This window comes from Pseudomonas sp. Sample_20 (genome assembly GCF_004307585.1).
GTDB lineage: Bacteria > Pseudomonadota > Gammaproteobacteria > Pseudomonadales > Pseudomonadaceae > Aquipseudomonas > Aquipseudomonas atacamensis.
The window spans coordinates 88979-103730 of the sequence record NZ_RCOA01000020.1 but is presented as its reverse complement, the minus strand read 5'-3'; the positions used below and the strand labels follow the sequence as shown (position 1 = coordinate 103730).

Genomic DNA, 14752 nt, shown 5'->3' with positions numbered 1-14752 from the left:
CTCAACCTAAATTAGCGCCCGTTGCCGGGCGCCGGGATTACAGTTTCTTGGCTTTCTCGATCGCTTCTTCGATGCCGCCAACCATGTAGAACGCTTGTTCTGGCAGGTGGTCGTAGTCACCGTTGAGGATGCCTTTGAAGCCAGCAATGGTGTCTTTCAGGGAAACGTATTTACCCGAAGCACCGGTGAAGACTTCAGCCACGAAGAACGGCTGCGACAAGAAGCGCTGGATCTTACGAGCACGGTTAACCAACTGTTTGTCGGCTTCCGACAGCTCGTCCATACCCAGGATCGCGATGATGTCTTTCAGCTCTTTGTAACGCTGCAGAACGTACTGAACGCCGCGAGCGGTGTCGTAGTGGTCCTGGCCGATCACGTTCGGGTCCAGCTGGCGCGAAGTCGAATCCAGTGGATCTACCGCTGGGTAGATACCCAGGGAAGCGATGTCACGGGACAGAACGACGGTGGCGTCCAAGTGGGCGAAGGTGGTCGCTGGCGACGGGTCGGTCAAGTCGTCCGCAGGTACGTATACCGCTTGGATCGAGGTGATCGAACCTTCCTTGGTCGAAGTGATACGTTCTTGCAGAACGCCCATCTCTTCAGCCAGGGTCGGCTGGTAACCTACTGCCGAAGGCATACGGCCCAGCAGTGCGGATACTTCAGTACCGGCCAGGGTGTAACGATAGATGTTGTCGACGAACAGCAGAACGTCGTTACCTTCGTCACGGAACTTCTCGGCCATGGTCAGGCCGGTCAGTGCTACGCGCAGACGGTTTCCCGGCGGCTCGTTCATCTGACCGTAAACCAGTGCCACTTTGTCCAGAACGTTGGAGTCCTTCATCTCGTGGTAGAAGTCGTTACCCTCACGAGTACGCTCACCCACGCCGGCGAACACGGAATAACCGCTGTGCTCGATGGCGATGTTACGGATCAGTTCCATCATGTTTACGGTTTTGCCTACACCGGCACCACCGAACAGACCGACTTTACCGCCCTTGGCGAACGGGCAGACCAGGTCGATAACCTTGATGCCGGTTTCCAGCAGGTCGTTGCCGCCTGCTTGCTCGGCGAACGAAGGTGCTGCGCGGTGAATGCCCCAGCGCTCTTCGGTGTCGATCGGGCCAGCTTCGTCGATCGGGTTACCGAGGACGTCCATGATCCGGCCCAGGGTCGCTTTACCGACCGGTACGGAGATGGCTGCGCCAGAGTCGGTGACTTCCAGACCGCGCTTCAAGCCCTCGGTGGAACCCATCGCAATGGTACGCACCACGCCGTCGCCCAGCTGCTGCTGAACTTCCAGGGTGGTTGCGGCCGCGCTTTGTACAGTCAGCGCGTTGTAGATGCTCGGTACGCTGTCGCGTGGAAATTCCACGTCGATAACGGCGCCGATGATTTGAACGATACGTCCGCTACTCATAGCTGGATCCTCTGAATATTTGAACCGTTAAACCGCGGCAGCGCCGCCGACGATTTCCGAGATCTCTTGGGTGATCGCAGCCTGACGCGCCTTGTTGTAGATCAGCTGCAAATCGCTGATCAAATCACCGGCGTTGTCAGTAGCGTTCTTCATCGCGATCATCCGCGCAGCCTGTTCAGCCGCGTTGTTCTCGACCACCGCCTGGTAGACCTGCGACTCGACGTAACGGACCATCAAGCCGTCAAGCAGCTCTTTGGCGTCCGGTTCGTAGAGATAGTCCCAGTGGTGCTTGAGATCCTGATCCGGGGTTGCCACCAGTGGAATCAACTGCTCCACGGTAGGCTGTTGCGTCATGGTGTTGATGAACTTGTTGGACACCACGGACAGGCGGTCGATACGGCCGTCCAGGTAGGCATCCAGCATCACCTTGACGCTGCCGATCAGGTCATTGATCGACGGCTCTTCACCCAGGTGGCTGATAGCTGCAACGACGTTACCGCCGAAGTTGCGGAAAAAGGCCGCACCCTTGCTACCGACTACACACAGATCAATCTCGACGCCGTTTTCGCGGTTTACCGCCATGTCCTTGACCAGGGCCTTGAACAGGTTGGTGTTCAAGCCGCCGCACAGACCACGGTCACTGCTCACGACGACATAACCGACGCGCTTGATTTCACGGTCGATCATGAACGGGTGGCGGTATTCCGGGTTGGCGTTGGCCAGATGCCCAATTACCTGGCGGATACGCTCCGCATAAGGACGGCTAGCAGCCATGCGCATTTGTGCCTTGCGCATTTTGCTGACCGCCACTTTTTCCATGGCGCTGGTAATCTTTTGCGTGCTTTTGATGCTCGCAATCTTACTGCGAATCTCTTTTGCGCCTGCCATGTAACACCTATCAGGTTAGCAAGCGGGAGCCTCGCGGCTCCCGCTGCGGCTTACCAGGTTTGGGTGGCCTTGAACTTCTCGATACCGGCTTTCATGCCAGCGTCGATTTCGTCATTGAAGTCACCTTTAACGTTGATCTTGGCCATCAAATCGGCGTGATCGCGGTTGAAGAAAGCAATCAGCGCTTGTTCGAAGCTGCCGACCTTGGCGATTTCAATGTCAGTCAGGAACCCACGCTCAGCGGCATACAGCGACAGCGCCATGTCAGCGATCGACATTGGTGCGTATTGCTTCTGCTTCATCAGCTCGGTAACGCGCTGACCATGCTCAAGTTGCTTGCGGGTCGCTTCGTCCAGGTCAGAAGCGAACTGGGCGAATGCCGCCAGTTCACGGTACTGAGCCAGAGCGGTACGGATACCACCGGAGAGCTTCTTGATGATCTTGGTCTGAGCGGCACCACCCACACGGGATACCGAAACACCGGCGTTCACTGCAGGGCGGATGCCCGAGTTGAACATGGCCGATTCCAGGAAGATCTGACCGTCGGTGATGGAAATCACGTTGGTCGGAACGAACGCGGAAACGTCGCCAGCCTGGGTTTCGATGATCGGCAGTGCGGTCAGGGAACCGGTTTTGCCGGTCACTGCGCCGTTGGTGAACTTCTCTACGTATTCTTCCGAAACGCGGGATGCGCGCTCCAGCAGACGGGAGTGGAGATAGAACACGTCGCCTGGGTAAGCTTCACGGCCTGGTGGACGGCGCAGCAGCAGGGAAATCTGGCGGTAAGCCACTGCCTGCTTGGACAGATCGTCATAAACGATCAGCGCGTCTTCACCGCGGTCGCGGAAGAATTCACCCATGGTGCAACCGGAGTACGGTGCCAGGAATTGCAGCGCAGGAGATTCCGAAGCACTGGCAGCCACGATGATCGTGTTGGCCAGGGCGCCGTTTTCTTCCAGCTTGCGAACCACGTTGGCGATGGTCGATTGCTTCTGACCGATGGCTACGTAGACGCAGAAAATGCCGCTGTCTTTCTGGTTGATGATCGCGTCGATCGCCAGAGCGGTTTTACCGATCTGACGGTCACCGATGATCAGCTCACGCTGGCCACGGCCGACAGGGATCATGGCATCGACAGCCTTGTAGCCAGTCTGTACAGGCTGGTCTACCGACTTACGCCAGATCACGCCTGGAGCAACTTTCTCGACCGCGTCGGTCTCGGTGTTGCCCAGTGGACCTTTGCCGTCAACAGGGTTACCCAGAGCATCGACTACGCGGCCCAGCAATTCCTTACCAACAGGAACTTCGAGGATGCGGCCGGTGCACTTGGCGCTCATGCCTTCAGCCAGCGACTGGTAGGAGCCCAATACCACGGCACCTACGGAGTCCTGCTCCAGGTTGAGAGCCATACCGTAGACGCCGCCCGGAAACTCGATCATCTCGCCGTACATGACGTCGGCCAGACCGTGAATCCGCACGATGCCGTCAGATACGCTGACGACAGTGCCTTCGTTACGGGCTTGGGAGGTCACATCGAGCTTGTCGATGCGGCCCTTGATAATTTCACTTATTTCGGAAGGATTGAGTTGCTGCATTGCTCTGCTGCCCCTTCAAACTCAAGATTTCAATGCTTCGGCAAGTTTCGCGATTTTGCCGCGAATCGAGCCATCGATAACCAGGTCGCCGGCGCGGATCACGACACCACCAATCAAGGCAGCGTCCTCCGCAACTTGCAGGCGCACTTCCCGGTTGAGTCGTGCACTGAGAACCTTGGCGAGTTTGTCTTGCTGTTCTTGGTTCAATGCAAATGCACTGGTCACTTCAACGTCTACCGATTTCTCTTGTTCGGCCTTGTACAGGTCGAACAGAGCGGCGATCTCCGGCAGAAGCAGGAGACGGTCGTTCTCGGCAACGACGTTGATGAAATTGCGTGCCTTTTCATCAAACTTGTCGCCGCACACGTCAATGAACGTGGCGGCCTTTTCTGCGCTCGTCAGTCGCGGGGCCTTGAGCACGCGCTGCAGGGTGTCGTCTTGCGACACCGCTGCTGCCAGGCCGAGCATGGCTGACCAATTGGCCAGTTGCTGGTGGGCCTGAGCGTGCTCGAAGGCCGCCTTAGCGTAAGGTCGGGCCAACGTGGTCAGTTCTGCCATGATCGCCCTCGCTTAGATTTCAGCAGCCAGTTGGTTAACCAGCTCTGCGTGCGCGTTTTGATCGATTGTGGCACCCAGGATCTTCTCGGCGCCGCCAACAGCCAGCAAGCCCACTTGGGCACGCAGCTTGTCTTTGACGCTGTTCAGTTCCTGTTCGATCTCGGCTTGAGCCTGAACCTTCACACGGTCAGCGTCGATACGGGCTTTTTCAACAGCCTCTTCGACGATCTGGTTACCGCGTTTCTTGGCTTGCTCGATGATTTCAGCTGCCTGAGCTTTCGCTTCGCGCAGTTGCTGACCCGCTTTCTCTTGGGCCAACTCCAGGTCGCGAGCTGCACGGCTGGCAGCGTCCAGACCATCAGCGATCTTCTTTTGACGTTCGTGCAGAGCAGCGATGACCGGAGGCCATACATACTTCATGCAGAACAGTACAAAAATCAGGAACGCAACGGACTGGCCAATCAGGGTCGCATTAATGTTCACGCCAACACCTCGCAGTTACGTTGTCCATCACACCAAATTACCCGGAAGATCCGAGTAATCAGCCAGCGATCTGACCAACGAACGGGTTCGCAAAGGTGAAGAACAGAGCGATACCAACACCGATCATGGTTACGGCGTCGAGCAGACCGGCAACGATGAACATTTTCACTTGCAGCATTGGAACCATTTCTGGCTGACGCGCTGCGCCTTCCAGGAACTTGCCGCCCAGCAGGCCGAAACCAATTGCGGTACCCAGTGCGCCCAGGCCGATCAACAGTGCAACAGCGATAGCGGTTAGACCAACTACAGTTTCCATCTTTCCTCCCGACTTTTACGTCGTATGGTTTAGGTTTTTTAGATTAAAGCGGTAAAACAAATCGTTTCAGCTGCCCCGCAAGGAGCTCCCTCCCGTTTGACCGGGAGGAACATCAGACTAGTCGAGACTGGTCTTAATGGTTTTCTTCGTGCGCCATCGACAGGTAGACGATGGTCAGCATCATGAAGATGAACGCCTGCAGGGTGATGATCAGGATGTGGAATACAGCCCACGCCCACTGCAGAACAACGCCCAGGCCGCTGAGCCAGAGCAGGCCGCTGCCGAACATCACAGCGATCAGAATGAACACCAGCTCGCCGGCATACATGTTGCCGAACAGACGCAGAGCCAGAGAGATCGGCTTGGCGATCAGGGTGACGAATTCCAGCAGGAAGTTCACCGGGATCAGCAGGGCCTGAACGAAGATGTTCTTGCTGCCGAACGGGTGCAGGGTCAGTTCGCCGATGAAGCCGCCGATGCCCTTGACCTTGATGCTGTAGAAAATGATCAGTGCGAACACCGAGAACGCCATGCCCAGAGTCGCGTTCGGGTCGGTAGTCGACACGGCGCGGAACGGGATGTGAGCATCGCCGGAGATCAGGATGGCCAGCTGAGGAATCCAGTCGACCGGTACCAGGTCGACGGCGTTCATCAGGAACACCCAGACGAAGATGGTCAGCGCCAGCGGTGCAATCACCGGGCTACGGCCATGGAAGCTGTCTTTCACGCTGCCATCGACGAATTCGACCAATACTTCAACGAAGTTCTGCAAGGCACCCGGCTGACCCGAAGTCGCTTTCTTCGCCGCCATGCGGAAAAGAAGAACGAAGATCAGACCCAGCGCGACCGACCAGCCGAGGGTATCGACGTGGAAAGCCCAGAAGCCCATTTCCTTGGCCTCTGCTGCGGTGTGGGCAAAGCCCCAGCCGCCGTTGGGTAGCTGACCGAAAGTCAGATTCTGCAAGTGGTGCTGGATATAGCCCGAAGCGGTTGTCTCTGCCATGGTTGCCTCAAACGCCCTAAGGTCTCGAAAGTCTTGTTCTCATCAGCAGGGGAGCGAACCAGCTGACCGACTGCGTCAGCACGAACACGCCGAATACTGCGATCGGCGCCAGTGGCTTCACACCTGCGAACACCAGTGCAAACAGCACTGCCGTCAAAATAAGTTTGCCTGCCTCGCCGGCATAAAAAGACCGGACGATGGACTGGGCTGCTCGGGCGCCGGAAAACCGAAATGCCCTGTGAGCGAAATAAACATTGGGCAGCAAGGCTATCAGGCCTCCGCAAAGTCCCGAGTATCCGGCAACGACTCCATGCCATTGCCAGAGCGCCAAAGCGGCAATGAGCAGAATGACAAATTGAGCCATCAACACCGGAAAAACCGCCAGGCGATGGAAAGGCAAGCGGTTTGGCGTGCGGGTTTCCATCACAGTTGCTCTCCAATGGTCGGCTGCCGAAATTCAATAACTTGGCATAATTTGTGCCGACAAAATGCGCGCAGAGTATAGGGGCGGTTCTGCCCCTATTCAACTGTCAGGTAGTGATTTCCGACTGCGCGCTACATGAGGAAATGTTTCAGCGGATGTGTGCGAGCACACCTTGAAGCTCGTCGAGCGAGTTATAACCAATCACCAATTGACCTTTGCCCTTCTTGCCATGGCGAATCTGCACCGCAGAGCCTAGGCGCTCGGCCAGGCGCTGCTCGAGGCGAGCGATGTCCGGGTCGGGTTTTGCAGCTTCCACAGGCTCCGGTTTGCCACTCAACCACTGACGAACCAGTGCCTCGGTTTGGCGCACAGTCAGTCCTCGTGCGACAACATGTCGCGCCCCTTCGACCTGCTGATTGTCCGGCAGACCGAGCAAGGCACGCGCGTGACCCATTTCCAGGTCACCGTGCGACAGCATGGTCTTGATCACTTCAGGCAGTGCAATAAGTCGCAACAGGTTAGCCACAGTCACCCGCGACTTACCCACAGCCTCGGCAACCTGCTGCTGAGTCAGCTGGAATTCCTGCTGCAAGCGCTGCAAGGCGACGGCTTCTTCGATCGGGTTGAGGTCTTCACGCTGGATGTTCTCGATCAGCGCAATCGCAATGGCGGTTTCATCCGGCACATCGCGAACCATCGCCGGGATGGTTTCCTGCCCGGCCTGCTGACTGGCGCGCCAGCGGCGTTCACCGGCAATGATCTCGAAGCGACCGCCGCCAATCGGGCGTACCACGATCGGCTGCATCACGCCCTGAGCCTTGATCGACTGCGCCAGCTCTTCCAGTGCCTGCGGGTCCATGTCGCGGCGCGGCTGATATTTGCCGCGCTGCAGCAGGTCCAGCGGCAGGTGTTGCAGTTCGCGGGTGTCGGCCTGCGCGGCTTGTTCTTCCAGCGCGCTGACCGTCGGACCACTCAGCAGTGCATCCAGTCCACGTCCGAGACCTCGTTTCTTGACGGCCATGGGGATTCCTTAAGTTGGCTGAGCAGCAGCAATGCGTGAATTTTTACGCTGACGACGAACCATCTCGCCCGCCAGAGCCAGATAGGCCAGGGCGCCACGCGATTGCTTGTCGTAAGCCAGCGCCGGCATGCCGTAGCTCGGTGCTTCGGCCAGGCGAATGTTGCGCGGGATCACCGTGTCGTACAGCTGATCGCCGAAGTGTTCCTTGAGCTGCGCCGAAACATCGTTCATCAGGCTCAGGCGCGGGTCGTACATGGTGCGCAGCAGGCCTTCGACTTTCAGGTTCGGATTGAGCAGTTCAGCGATGCGCTTGATGTTATCCACAAGGTCGCTCAAACCTTCCAGCGCAAAGTATTCGCACTGCATGGGAATAATCACCCCGTCAGCGGCGACCAGTGCGTTGAGCGTGAGCATCGACAGCGACGGTGGGCAGTCGATCAGAATGTAGTCGTAGTTGTCACGGATCGGCGCCAGCGCACTGCGCAGACGGCTTTCCTTCATCTGCATTTCCAGCAGCACCACTTCTGCTGCGGTCAGATCACGGTTGGCCGGCAGCAGTTGATAACCGCCGTGCTCGGAGAAGTGCATGGCCTGGCCCAGGTCGCATTCACCGATCAGCAGATCGTAGACCGAGTTTTCCAGACCATGTTTATCCACACCGCTACCCATGGTGGCGTTGCCCTGTGGATCGAGATCGATCAACAGCACCCGGCGCTTGGTCGCGACCAGGGATGCTGCGAGGTTGATGCAGGTGGTGGTTTTGCCCACACCACCCTTCTGGTTCGCTATCGCGAATACCTTAGCCATTCTTGCTTGTGTTCCCAATCATGCCGTGCGGCGCAGTATCAGCAGATGGCGTTGGCCTTGGCAACCGGGGACGGCCAGGGCGTGTTCGCTATCGAGTTTGAAATCTGCCGGCAATGCTACCAGCTCATCGGCCGGATGAACGCCCTTCATTGCCAGCCAGCGTGTATCGGCATCGCCGAGGTGACGCGTCCAGTTGGTGAAGTTTTCCATGCTGCTGAACGCCCGGGAAATGATCCCTTTGAATGGCTGTGCAGGCTGGAAGGCTTCTACGCGACTGTGGATAACTTGCAGGTTATTCAGCTTCAGCTCCAGTTTGACCTGAGTCAGGAAGCGGGTTTTCTTGCCGTTGCTGTCCAGACAGGTCACTTGCGAGTCCGGGTACAGAATCGCCAACGGAATACCAGGCATGCCACCGCCACTGCCGACATCGAGCCAGCGACCGTTTTCGATAAACGACATCACGCTGAGACTATCGAGCAAGTGCCGCGAAACCATTTCGTCCGGATCGCGCACAGCGGTCAGGTTGTAGGCCTGGTTCCATTTGATCAACAGGGCCAGATAACCCAGCAGCATTTCGTGCTGGGTTTCAGTGAGATGGACACCGAGCTCGCGGGCTCCTGTGGATAACTCTTCGGCGTGTTGCGAAGTGACCTTGGCACTCAAGCGCTTTGCTCCAACTGACGGCCCGCGCCGCGTTTTTTCAAATGAATCATCAACAGCGAAATCGCTGCCGGGGTTACGCCAGGAATCCGCGAAGCCTGGCCCAGCGTCTCGGGACGGGTGGCGCCGAGCTTGCTCTGGATCTCCTTGGACAGACCGGAGATGTTGGTGTAATCGATATCCACAGGCAATTTCGTGTCTTCGCTGGCGCGCAGACGGGCGATTTCGTCCTGTTGGCGGTCGATGTAACCGGCGTATTTGGTCTTGATCTCGACCTGCTCGGCGACCTGTGGATCTTCGGCGCCCTGCCCGGTCACTTCGACCAGACCGGCGTAGTCGATTTCCGGACGGCTCAACAGGTTGAGCAGGTTGTACTCGTGAGTCAGCGGCGTGCCGAACTTGTCAGCAATAGCATCGCCCTGCGGGGTATTCGGCCTTACCCAGGTGCTTTTCAGACGCTGTTCTTCAAACTCGATGCTTTCGCGTTTCTTGCAGAAGGCCGCCCAGCGCGCGTCATCGACCAGCCCGAGCTCGCGACCTTTTTCGGTCAGACGCAGGTCGGCGTTGTCTTCGCGCAGAATCAGGCGGTACTCGGCGCGGGACGTGAACATACGGTACGGCTCTTGGGTACCGAGGGTGATCAGGTCGTCGACCAGAACGCCGATGTACGCTTCATCGCGGCGCGGACACCAGGCTTCTTTGCCCTTGGCCCGCAGCGCAGCGTTGGCCCCGGCGAGCAGACCTTGAGCGCCGGCTTCTTCGTAACCGGTGGTGCCGTTGATCTGCCCGGCGAAGAACAGACCGCCGATGACTTTGGTTTCCAGACTGTACTTCAGGTCGCGCGGATCGAAGTAGTCGTACTCGATCGCATAACCCGGACGCACGATGTGTGCGTTTTCCATGCCGCGGATCGATTGCACGATCTGCAATTGCACGTCGAACGGCAGGCTTGTGGATATCCCGTTCGGATACAGCTCATGGGTGGTCAGACCTTCCGGTTCGATGAACACCTGATGGCTTTCCTTGTCGGCAAAGCGATGAATCTTGTCTTCGATCGACGGGCAATAACGCGGGCCGACGCCTTCGATTTCACCGGCAGCGGAATACATCGGCGAACGATCGAGGTTCGCCGCGATGATTTCGTGGGTGCGGGCATTGGTATGGGTGATCCAGCAGCTGACCTGACGCGGATGCTGTTCCTTGTTGCCCATGAACGACATCACCGGAATTGGTGTATCGCCCGGTTGCTCGGTCATCACCGAAAAATCCACAGATTTGCCATCAATACGCGGCGGTGTACCGGTTTTCAGGCGCCCGACACGCAATGGCAACTCACGCAGACGGTGGGCCAGAGCAATCGACGGTGGATCACCGGCGCGACCGCCGGAGAAATTCTGCAAACCGATGTGGATAAGTCCGCCGAGGAATGTACCGGTGGTCAACACCACGGAATCGGCGAAGAAACGCAGCCCCATCTGTGTAACCACACCACGGACTTGCTCCTGCTCGACGATCAGGTCGTCAGCAGCCTGTTGAAATATCCACAGGTTTGGCTGGTTTTCCAGGATTTCGCGGACAGCGGCCTTATAGAGAATTCGGTCGGCTTGCGCACGGGTGGCCCGTACTGCCGGGCCTTTGCGGCTGTTCAACACGCGAAACTGGATGCCGCCCTTGTCGGTAGCCATGGCCATCGCGCCGCCGAGGGCATCGATTTCCTTGACCAGATGGCTTTTGCCGATGCCACCGATGGCCGGGTTGCAACTCATGGCGCCGAGGGTTTCCACGTTATGCGTCAGCAACAGGGTTTTTGCCCCCATGCGTGCTGACGCCAGTGCTGCCTCGGTACCGGCATGACCGCCGCCGATGACGATCACTTCAAAACGGGAAGGGAAATCCACCACGCACCTCGTGCCTGCTTAAGTAGGTCATTCAGGAAATATTGAAACCAGGTTTCTGGACCTGGTCGGCAAGTATAGGGACTTCGCCCTTTCTAAAGAACCCTCTGCACAAAATTTAACCAGCTGTGGAGAACTCGAGGTTAAAAAAATAAAAAAGAGAGAAATTTATAAAACCTTTGTTTTTATGTTTATTCTTACTGAACCACGTTTCTGTGGATAGATCGCTACAAGTCTTATTTTTCAACGTGTACAGAGGTTCAAAACTCTGTGCTCATGTGGCAATGAGGCCATTGGATAACCGGTTTAAGCCTGTGGATGAAAGGGGTGGTTATCCACAGCGTGGGTTATCTCCAGTTTTGAGGCCCTGTTATCAACTGCCCTCAGTGGCAGTTATTCACAGGGCTTAATCCACAAAAATTTGATGGAGGAAGAGGTATCGGGAAGCCGAAAACCGCTCAGGGAGAAAAAATCTGCCCGGCACTCTTGGAGGATTTTAGAAAAGAGGGAAGCAGACAGGTCGCGAACGGACCTGTCTGTGAATAGCAGGAGGGTTATTTGCCGATGCAGAAGCTGGAGAAAATCCTTCCGAGCAAATCATCAGAGCTGAACGCCCCGGTAATTTCACCCAGGGAATGCTGAGCCTGGCGCAAATCCTCGGCGAGCAACTCGCCAGCGCCCGCCAGCGTCAGTTGCGCGCGGCCATGTTCCAGTGCCGCGCTGGCGTGACGCAGTGCTTCCAGATGCCGGCGACGTGCGCTGAAGCTGCTTTCCGAGGTCTGCTCGTAACCCATGCACGCCTTGAGGTGGTCCCGCAGCAGATCGAGGCCTTCGGCGGACTTGGCGCTGAGACTGACGGTCACGTGGCCGTCATCACTGGTTTCCAGAGAAACCGCTTCACCGGTCAGATCGGACTTGTTACGGATCAGGGTGACTTTCGCCGGATCCGGTCGAGACTCAAGGAATTCTGGCCACAAGGCAAAAGGATCCAGTGCCTCTGGTGCGGTCGCATCGACCACCAGTAAAACCCGATCCGCTTCACCAATGGCTTTCAAGGCCCGTTCCACACCAATTTTTTCCACATGATCGTCCGTGTCCCGCAGTCCTGCGGTATCGACAACGTGCAATGGCATGCCGTCGATGTGGATATGCTCGCGCAGGATATCCCGCGTGGTGCCGGCAATCTCGGTAACGATGGCAGCCTCGCGACCGGCCAGAGCATTCAACAGGCTTGATTTACCGGCATTCGGACGCCCTGCGATGACGACGGTCATGCCATCACGCAATAACGCGCCCTGCCCTGCTTCGCGCAGCACTGTGGATAACTCATCGCGTACTTTGTCGAGCATGCTCAGCACATGGCCGTCGGCGAGAAAGTCGATTTCCTCTTCCGGGAAGTCGATCGCGGCTTCAACGTAGATACGCAAACCGATCAGTTGCTCGGTCAGGTTATGCACACGCTGGGAAAACGCACCCTGCAATGAACGCAGCGCATTGCGCGCAGCCTGGGCAGAACTGGCTTCGATCAAATCGGCGATTGCCTCGGCCTGGGCCAGATCGAGTTTGTCATTGAGGAAGGCGCGCTCGCTGAATTCCCCAGGACGGGCCAGACGACAACCCAGTTCCAGGCAGCGCTTGAGCAACATGTCCAGCACGATTGGGCCGCCGTGACCTTGGAGTTCCAGCACGTCTTCGCCTGTGAACGAGTTCGGCCCCGGAAAATACAAAGCCAGACCTTCGTCCAGCACTTGCTGGTCGTCACTGAAAAACGGCCCGTAATGGGCGTAACGCGGTTTCAGCTCTCGGCCGCTGATGGCTTTTGCCGCCACGCTGGCCAACGGCCCGGAAATACGGACGATGCCCACACCGCCGCGCCCTTGAGCAGTGGCGACAGCAGCGATGGTTTCACGGGGTGTGCTCATAAAGCGGCATCCAGACAAAAGTGGCAGATAGCAAAACGCCCCACTAGGGGGCGTTTTGAGTGGTGTTATCCACAGTGCAAGTTACGCCTCGGCTTTTTTCGTCGCCGCTTCGATCTTACGCGTGATGTACCACTGTTGTGCAATCGACAGGCAGTTGTTCACAACCCAGTACAGCACCAGACCCGCCGGGAACCACAGGAAGAAGAAGGTGAAGATGATTGGCATCATTTTCATGACCTTCGCCTGCATCGGATCCGGAGGCGTCGGGTTCAGCTGCTGCTGGATGAACATGGTTGCGCCCATGATGATCGGCAGAATGAAGAACGGATCCTTGATCGACAGGTCAGTGATCCACAGCATGAACGGCGCCTGGCGCATTTCCACGCTTTCCAGCAGAACCCAGTACAGCGACAGGAAGACCGGCATCTGCACGAGGATCGGCAAGCAGCCGCCCAGTGGATTGATCTTCTCTTTCTTGTACAGCTCCATCATGGCTTGCGACATTTTCTGCCGGTCATCGCCATGTTGCTCTTTCAGCGCAGCCAGTTTCGGAGCCACGGCACGCATGCGCGCCATCGATTTGTAGCTGGCAGCCGACAGCGGGAAGAAAATCCCTTTGATCAGCATGGTCAGGAAGATGATCGACCAGCCCCAGTTTCCGACAATGGCGTGGATATGTTGCAGCAGCCAGAAGATCGGCTGGGCAATGAACCACAGAATGCCGTAGTCGACGGTCAGTTCCAGACCTGGGGACAACTCTTTCAGCACAGCCTGGCTTTTCGGACCTGCGTACAGCACAGCGCTGGTTTCAACTTTTGCACCTGGAGCAGCGGTCAGAGTAGGACCGGTGTAACCGATGATGTAGTTGCCTTTGCTGTCTTTACGGGTCTGGACGATGTTGTTTTCGCCCTTGGCCGGAATCCACGCAGTCACGAAGTAGTGCTGCAGCCAGGCTACCCAACCACCGGTGACGGTTTCCTTGAGCTGCGCCTTGTCCATGTCCTTCATCGACACTTTCTTGTACGGCTCGGAACTTGTCCACAGGGCAGCGCCCAGGTAAGTCGCGGTGCCAGTAGCAGTGGTCGACGAAGGATCAGCGCTGGCATCGCGCTTCAACTGGGCAAACATTGCGCCGTTCCAGGGCTGAGCGCTCTGGTTATCCACAATGTAGGAGACAGCGACGTCGTACAGGCCACGTTTCATGGTGAAACGCTTGATGTAGTTGACGCCGTCCTTGCTGAATTTCAGGTCAACGACGAGTTGATCCTGACCGTCAGCCAGTTGGTAAACCTTCTTCTCCGAGGAATAAACCGGACGACCGGCCGGGTTTGCATCCGGGCCGTTAGTACCGATCAGACCACTTTGCGCCAGATATACACGTTCGCCGCCGTTATCGAACAGCTGGAACGGAACGTCAGGACGATCCTGACGACGTGGATACAAAGGCAGAGTCAGTTGCGCAACGTCGCCACCCTGTGGATCGATCGCCAGATCGAGCACATCGGTCTTGACCTGAATCAGATCCTTGCTGGCGGCGACCGGCGTTTCGGCAGGTGCGCTGGTATCGCTGGCGGCGCGCGGAATATCGTCACTGGCGGCATTTGTGCCAGTGGCGGTGTCCGGCAAACCGGATGTAGTCGTACTGGAAGCAACATTCTGAGTCGGCAGGGCAGCCTGACCATAATCCTGGTTCCATTTAAGAACCATGACGTAGGACACGATTGCCAGGGCGACGATCAGGATCGTGCGTTTGATATCCATGA

Annotated in this window: 14 protein-coding genes; all 14 read right to left on the bottom strand. The window is 57.2% G+C overall.

Annotated features, from left to right (window positions below; translation table 11 throughout):
- Positions 1–37: 37 nt before the first annotated feature.
- Complete coding sequence (gene atpD, locus D8U70_RS04155; protein ID WP_016772406.1) at positions 38–1417, bottom strand: F0F1 ATP synthase subunit beta; 1380 nt, start codon at positions 1415–1417, stop codon at positions 38–40.
- 27 nt (positions 1418–1444) lie between these two features.
- A complete protein-coding gene (gene atpG, locus D8U70_RS04150; RefSeq protein WP_007911960.1) occupies positions 1445–2305 on the bottom strand; it encodes a F0F1 ATP synthase subunit gamma in 861 nt (286 codons plus the stop codon).
- A gap of 50 nt (positions 2306–2355) precedes the next feature.
- Complete coding sequence (gene atpA, locus D8U70_RS04145) at positions 2356–3900, bottom strand: F0F1 ATP synthase subunit alpha (RefSeq protein ID WP_016772405.1); 1545 nt, start codon at positions 3898–3900, stop codon at positions 2356–2358.
- Between the two features lie 21 nt (positions 3901–3921).
- Complete coding sequence (locus D8U70_RS04140) at positions 3922–4458, bottom strand: F0F1 ATP synthase subunit delta (RefSeq protein ID WP_016772404.1); 537 nt, start codon at positions 4456–4458, stop codon at positions 3922–3924.
- A 12-nt stretch (positions 4459–4470) separates the two neighbouring features.
- The gene (locus D8U70_RS04135) at positions 4471–4941 is read right to left on the bottom strand and encodes a F0F1 ATP synthase subunit B (RefSeq protein ID WP_016772403.1); all 471 of its coding nucleotides are present in this window, start codon (positions 4939–4941) and stop codon (positions 4471–4473) included.
- Positions 4942–4999: 58 nt separating this feature from the next.
- Complete coding sequence (atpE, locus tag D8U70_RS04130; RefSeq protein ID WP_003097235.1) at positions 5000–5257, bottom strand: F0F1 ATP synthase subunit C; 258 nt, start codon at positions 5255–5257, stop codon at positions 5000–5002.
- Positions 5258–5390: 133 nt separating this feature from the next.
- On the bottom strand, positions 5391–6260 hold the full coding sequence (atpB, locus tag D8U70_RS04125) for a F0F1 ATP synthase subunit A (RefSeq protein WP_016772402.1): 870 nt from the start codon (positions 6258–6260) through the stop codon (positions 5391–5393).
- A gap of 16 nt (positions 6261–6276) precedes the next feature.
- On the bottom strand, positions 6277–6684 hold the full coding sequence (locus D8U70_RS04120; RefSeq protein WP_016772401.1) for a F0F1 ATP synthase subunit I: 408 nt from the start codon (positions 6682–6684) through the stop codon (positions 6277–6279).
- 148 nt (positions 6685–6832) lie between these two features.
- Positions 6833–7705 carry a ParB/RepB/Spo0J family partition protein gene (locus tag D8U70_RS04115; protein WP_007960777.1) on the bottom strand — a complete coding sequence of 291 codons (873 nt, stop codon included), beginning with the start codon at positions 7703–7705 and terminating at the stop codon, positions 6833–6835.
- A gap of 9 nt (positions 7706–7714) precedes the next feature.
- Positions 7715–8512, bottom strand: a complete 798-nt coding sequence (locus tag D8U70_RS04110; protein WP_016772400.1) for a ParA family protein — start codon at positions 8510–8512, stop codon at positions 7715–7717.
- An 18-nt stretch (positions 8513–8530) separates the two neighbouring features.
- Positions 8531–9175 carry a 16S rRNA (guanine(527)-N(7))-methyltransferase RsmG gene (rsmG, locus tag D8U70_RS04105; RefSeq protein WP_130928338.1) on the bottom strand — a complete coding sequence of 215 codons (645 nt, stop codon included), beginning with the start codon at positions 9173–9175 and terminating at the stop codon, positions 8531–8533.
- Positions 9172–11070 carry a tRNA uridine-5-carboxymethylaminomethyl(34) synthesis enzyme MnmG gene (gene mnmG, locus D8U70_RS04100; protein ID WP_130928337.1) on the bottom strand — a complete coding sequence of 633 codons (1899 nt, stop codon included), beginning with the start codon at positions 11068–11070 and terminating at the stop codon, positions 9172–9174. Before mnmG ends, rsmG begins: the two co-directional genes overlap by 4 nt.
- A 551-nt stretch (positions 11071–11621) precedes the next feature.
- The gene (gene mnmE / locus D8U70_RS04090; RefSeq protein ID WP_130928336.1) at positions 11622–12989 is read right to left on the bottom strand and encodes a tRNA uridine-5-carboxymethylaminomethyl(34) synthesis GTPase MnmE; all 1368 of its coding nucleotides are present in this window, start codon (positions 12987–12989) and stop codon (positions 11622–11624) included.
- 81 nt (positions 12990–13070) lie between these two features.
- Entirely contained in the window at positions 13071–14750 is a 1680-nt protein-coding gene (gene yidC, locus D8U70_RS04085) for a membrane protein insertase YidC (protein ID WP_041476523.1), read from the bottom strand.
- Between the last annotated feature and the right edge of the window lie 2 nt (positions 14751–14752).

Coding starts and splice junctions, on each gene's coding strand:
- D8U70_RS04140 (WP_016772404.1), bottom strand. CDS start 4,458: ATGGCAGAACTGACCACGTTGGCCCGACCTTACGCTAAGGCGGCCTTC.
- D8U70_RS04115 (WP_007960777.1), bottom strand. CDS start 7,705: ATGGCCGTCAAGAAACGAGGTCTCGGACGTGGACTGGATGCACTGCTG.
- atpG (WP_007911960.1), bottom strand. CDS start 2,305: ATGGCAGGCGCAAAAGAGATTCGCAGTAAGATTGCGAGCATCAAAAGC.
- yidC (WP_041476523.1), bottom strand. CDS start 14,750: ATGGATATCAAACGCACGATCCTGATCGTCGCCCTGGCAATCGTGTCC.
- atpA (WP_016772405.1), bottom strand. CDS start 3,900: ATGCAGCAACTCAATCCTTCCGAAATAAGTGAAATTATCAAGGGCCGC.
- atpB (WP_016772402.1), bottom strand. CDS start 6,260: ATGGCAGAGACAACCGCTTCGGGCTATATCCAGCACCACTTGCAGAAT.
- D8U70_RS04120 (WP_016772401.1), bottom strand. CDS start 6,684: ATGGAAACCCGCACGCCAAACCGCTTGCCTTTCCATCGCCTGGCGGTT.
- D8U70_RS04110 (WP_016772400.1), bottom strand. CDS start 8,512: ATGGCTAAGGTATTCGCGATAGCGAACCAGAAGGGTGGTGTGGGCAAA.
- mnmE (WP_130928336.1), bottom strand. CDS start 12,989: ATGAGCACACCCCGTGAAACCATCGCTGCTGTCGCCACTGCTCAAGGG.
- atpE (WP_003097235.1), bottom strand. CDS start 5,257: ATGGAAACTGTAGTTGGTCTAACCGCTATCGCTGTTGCACTGTTGATC.
- atpD (WP_016772406.1), bottom strand. CDS start 1,417: ATGAGTAGCGGACGTATCGTTCAAATCATCGGCGCCGTTATCGACGTG.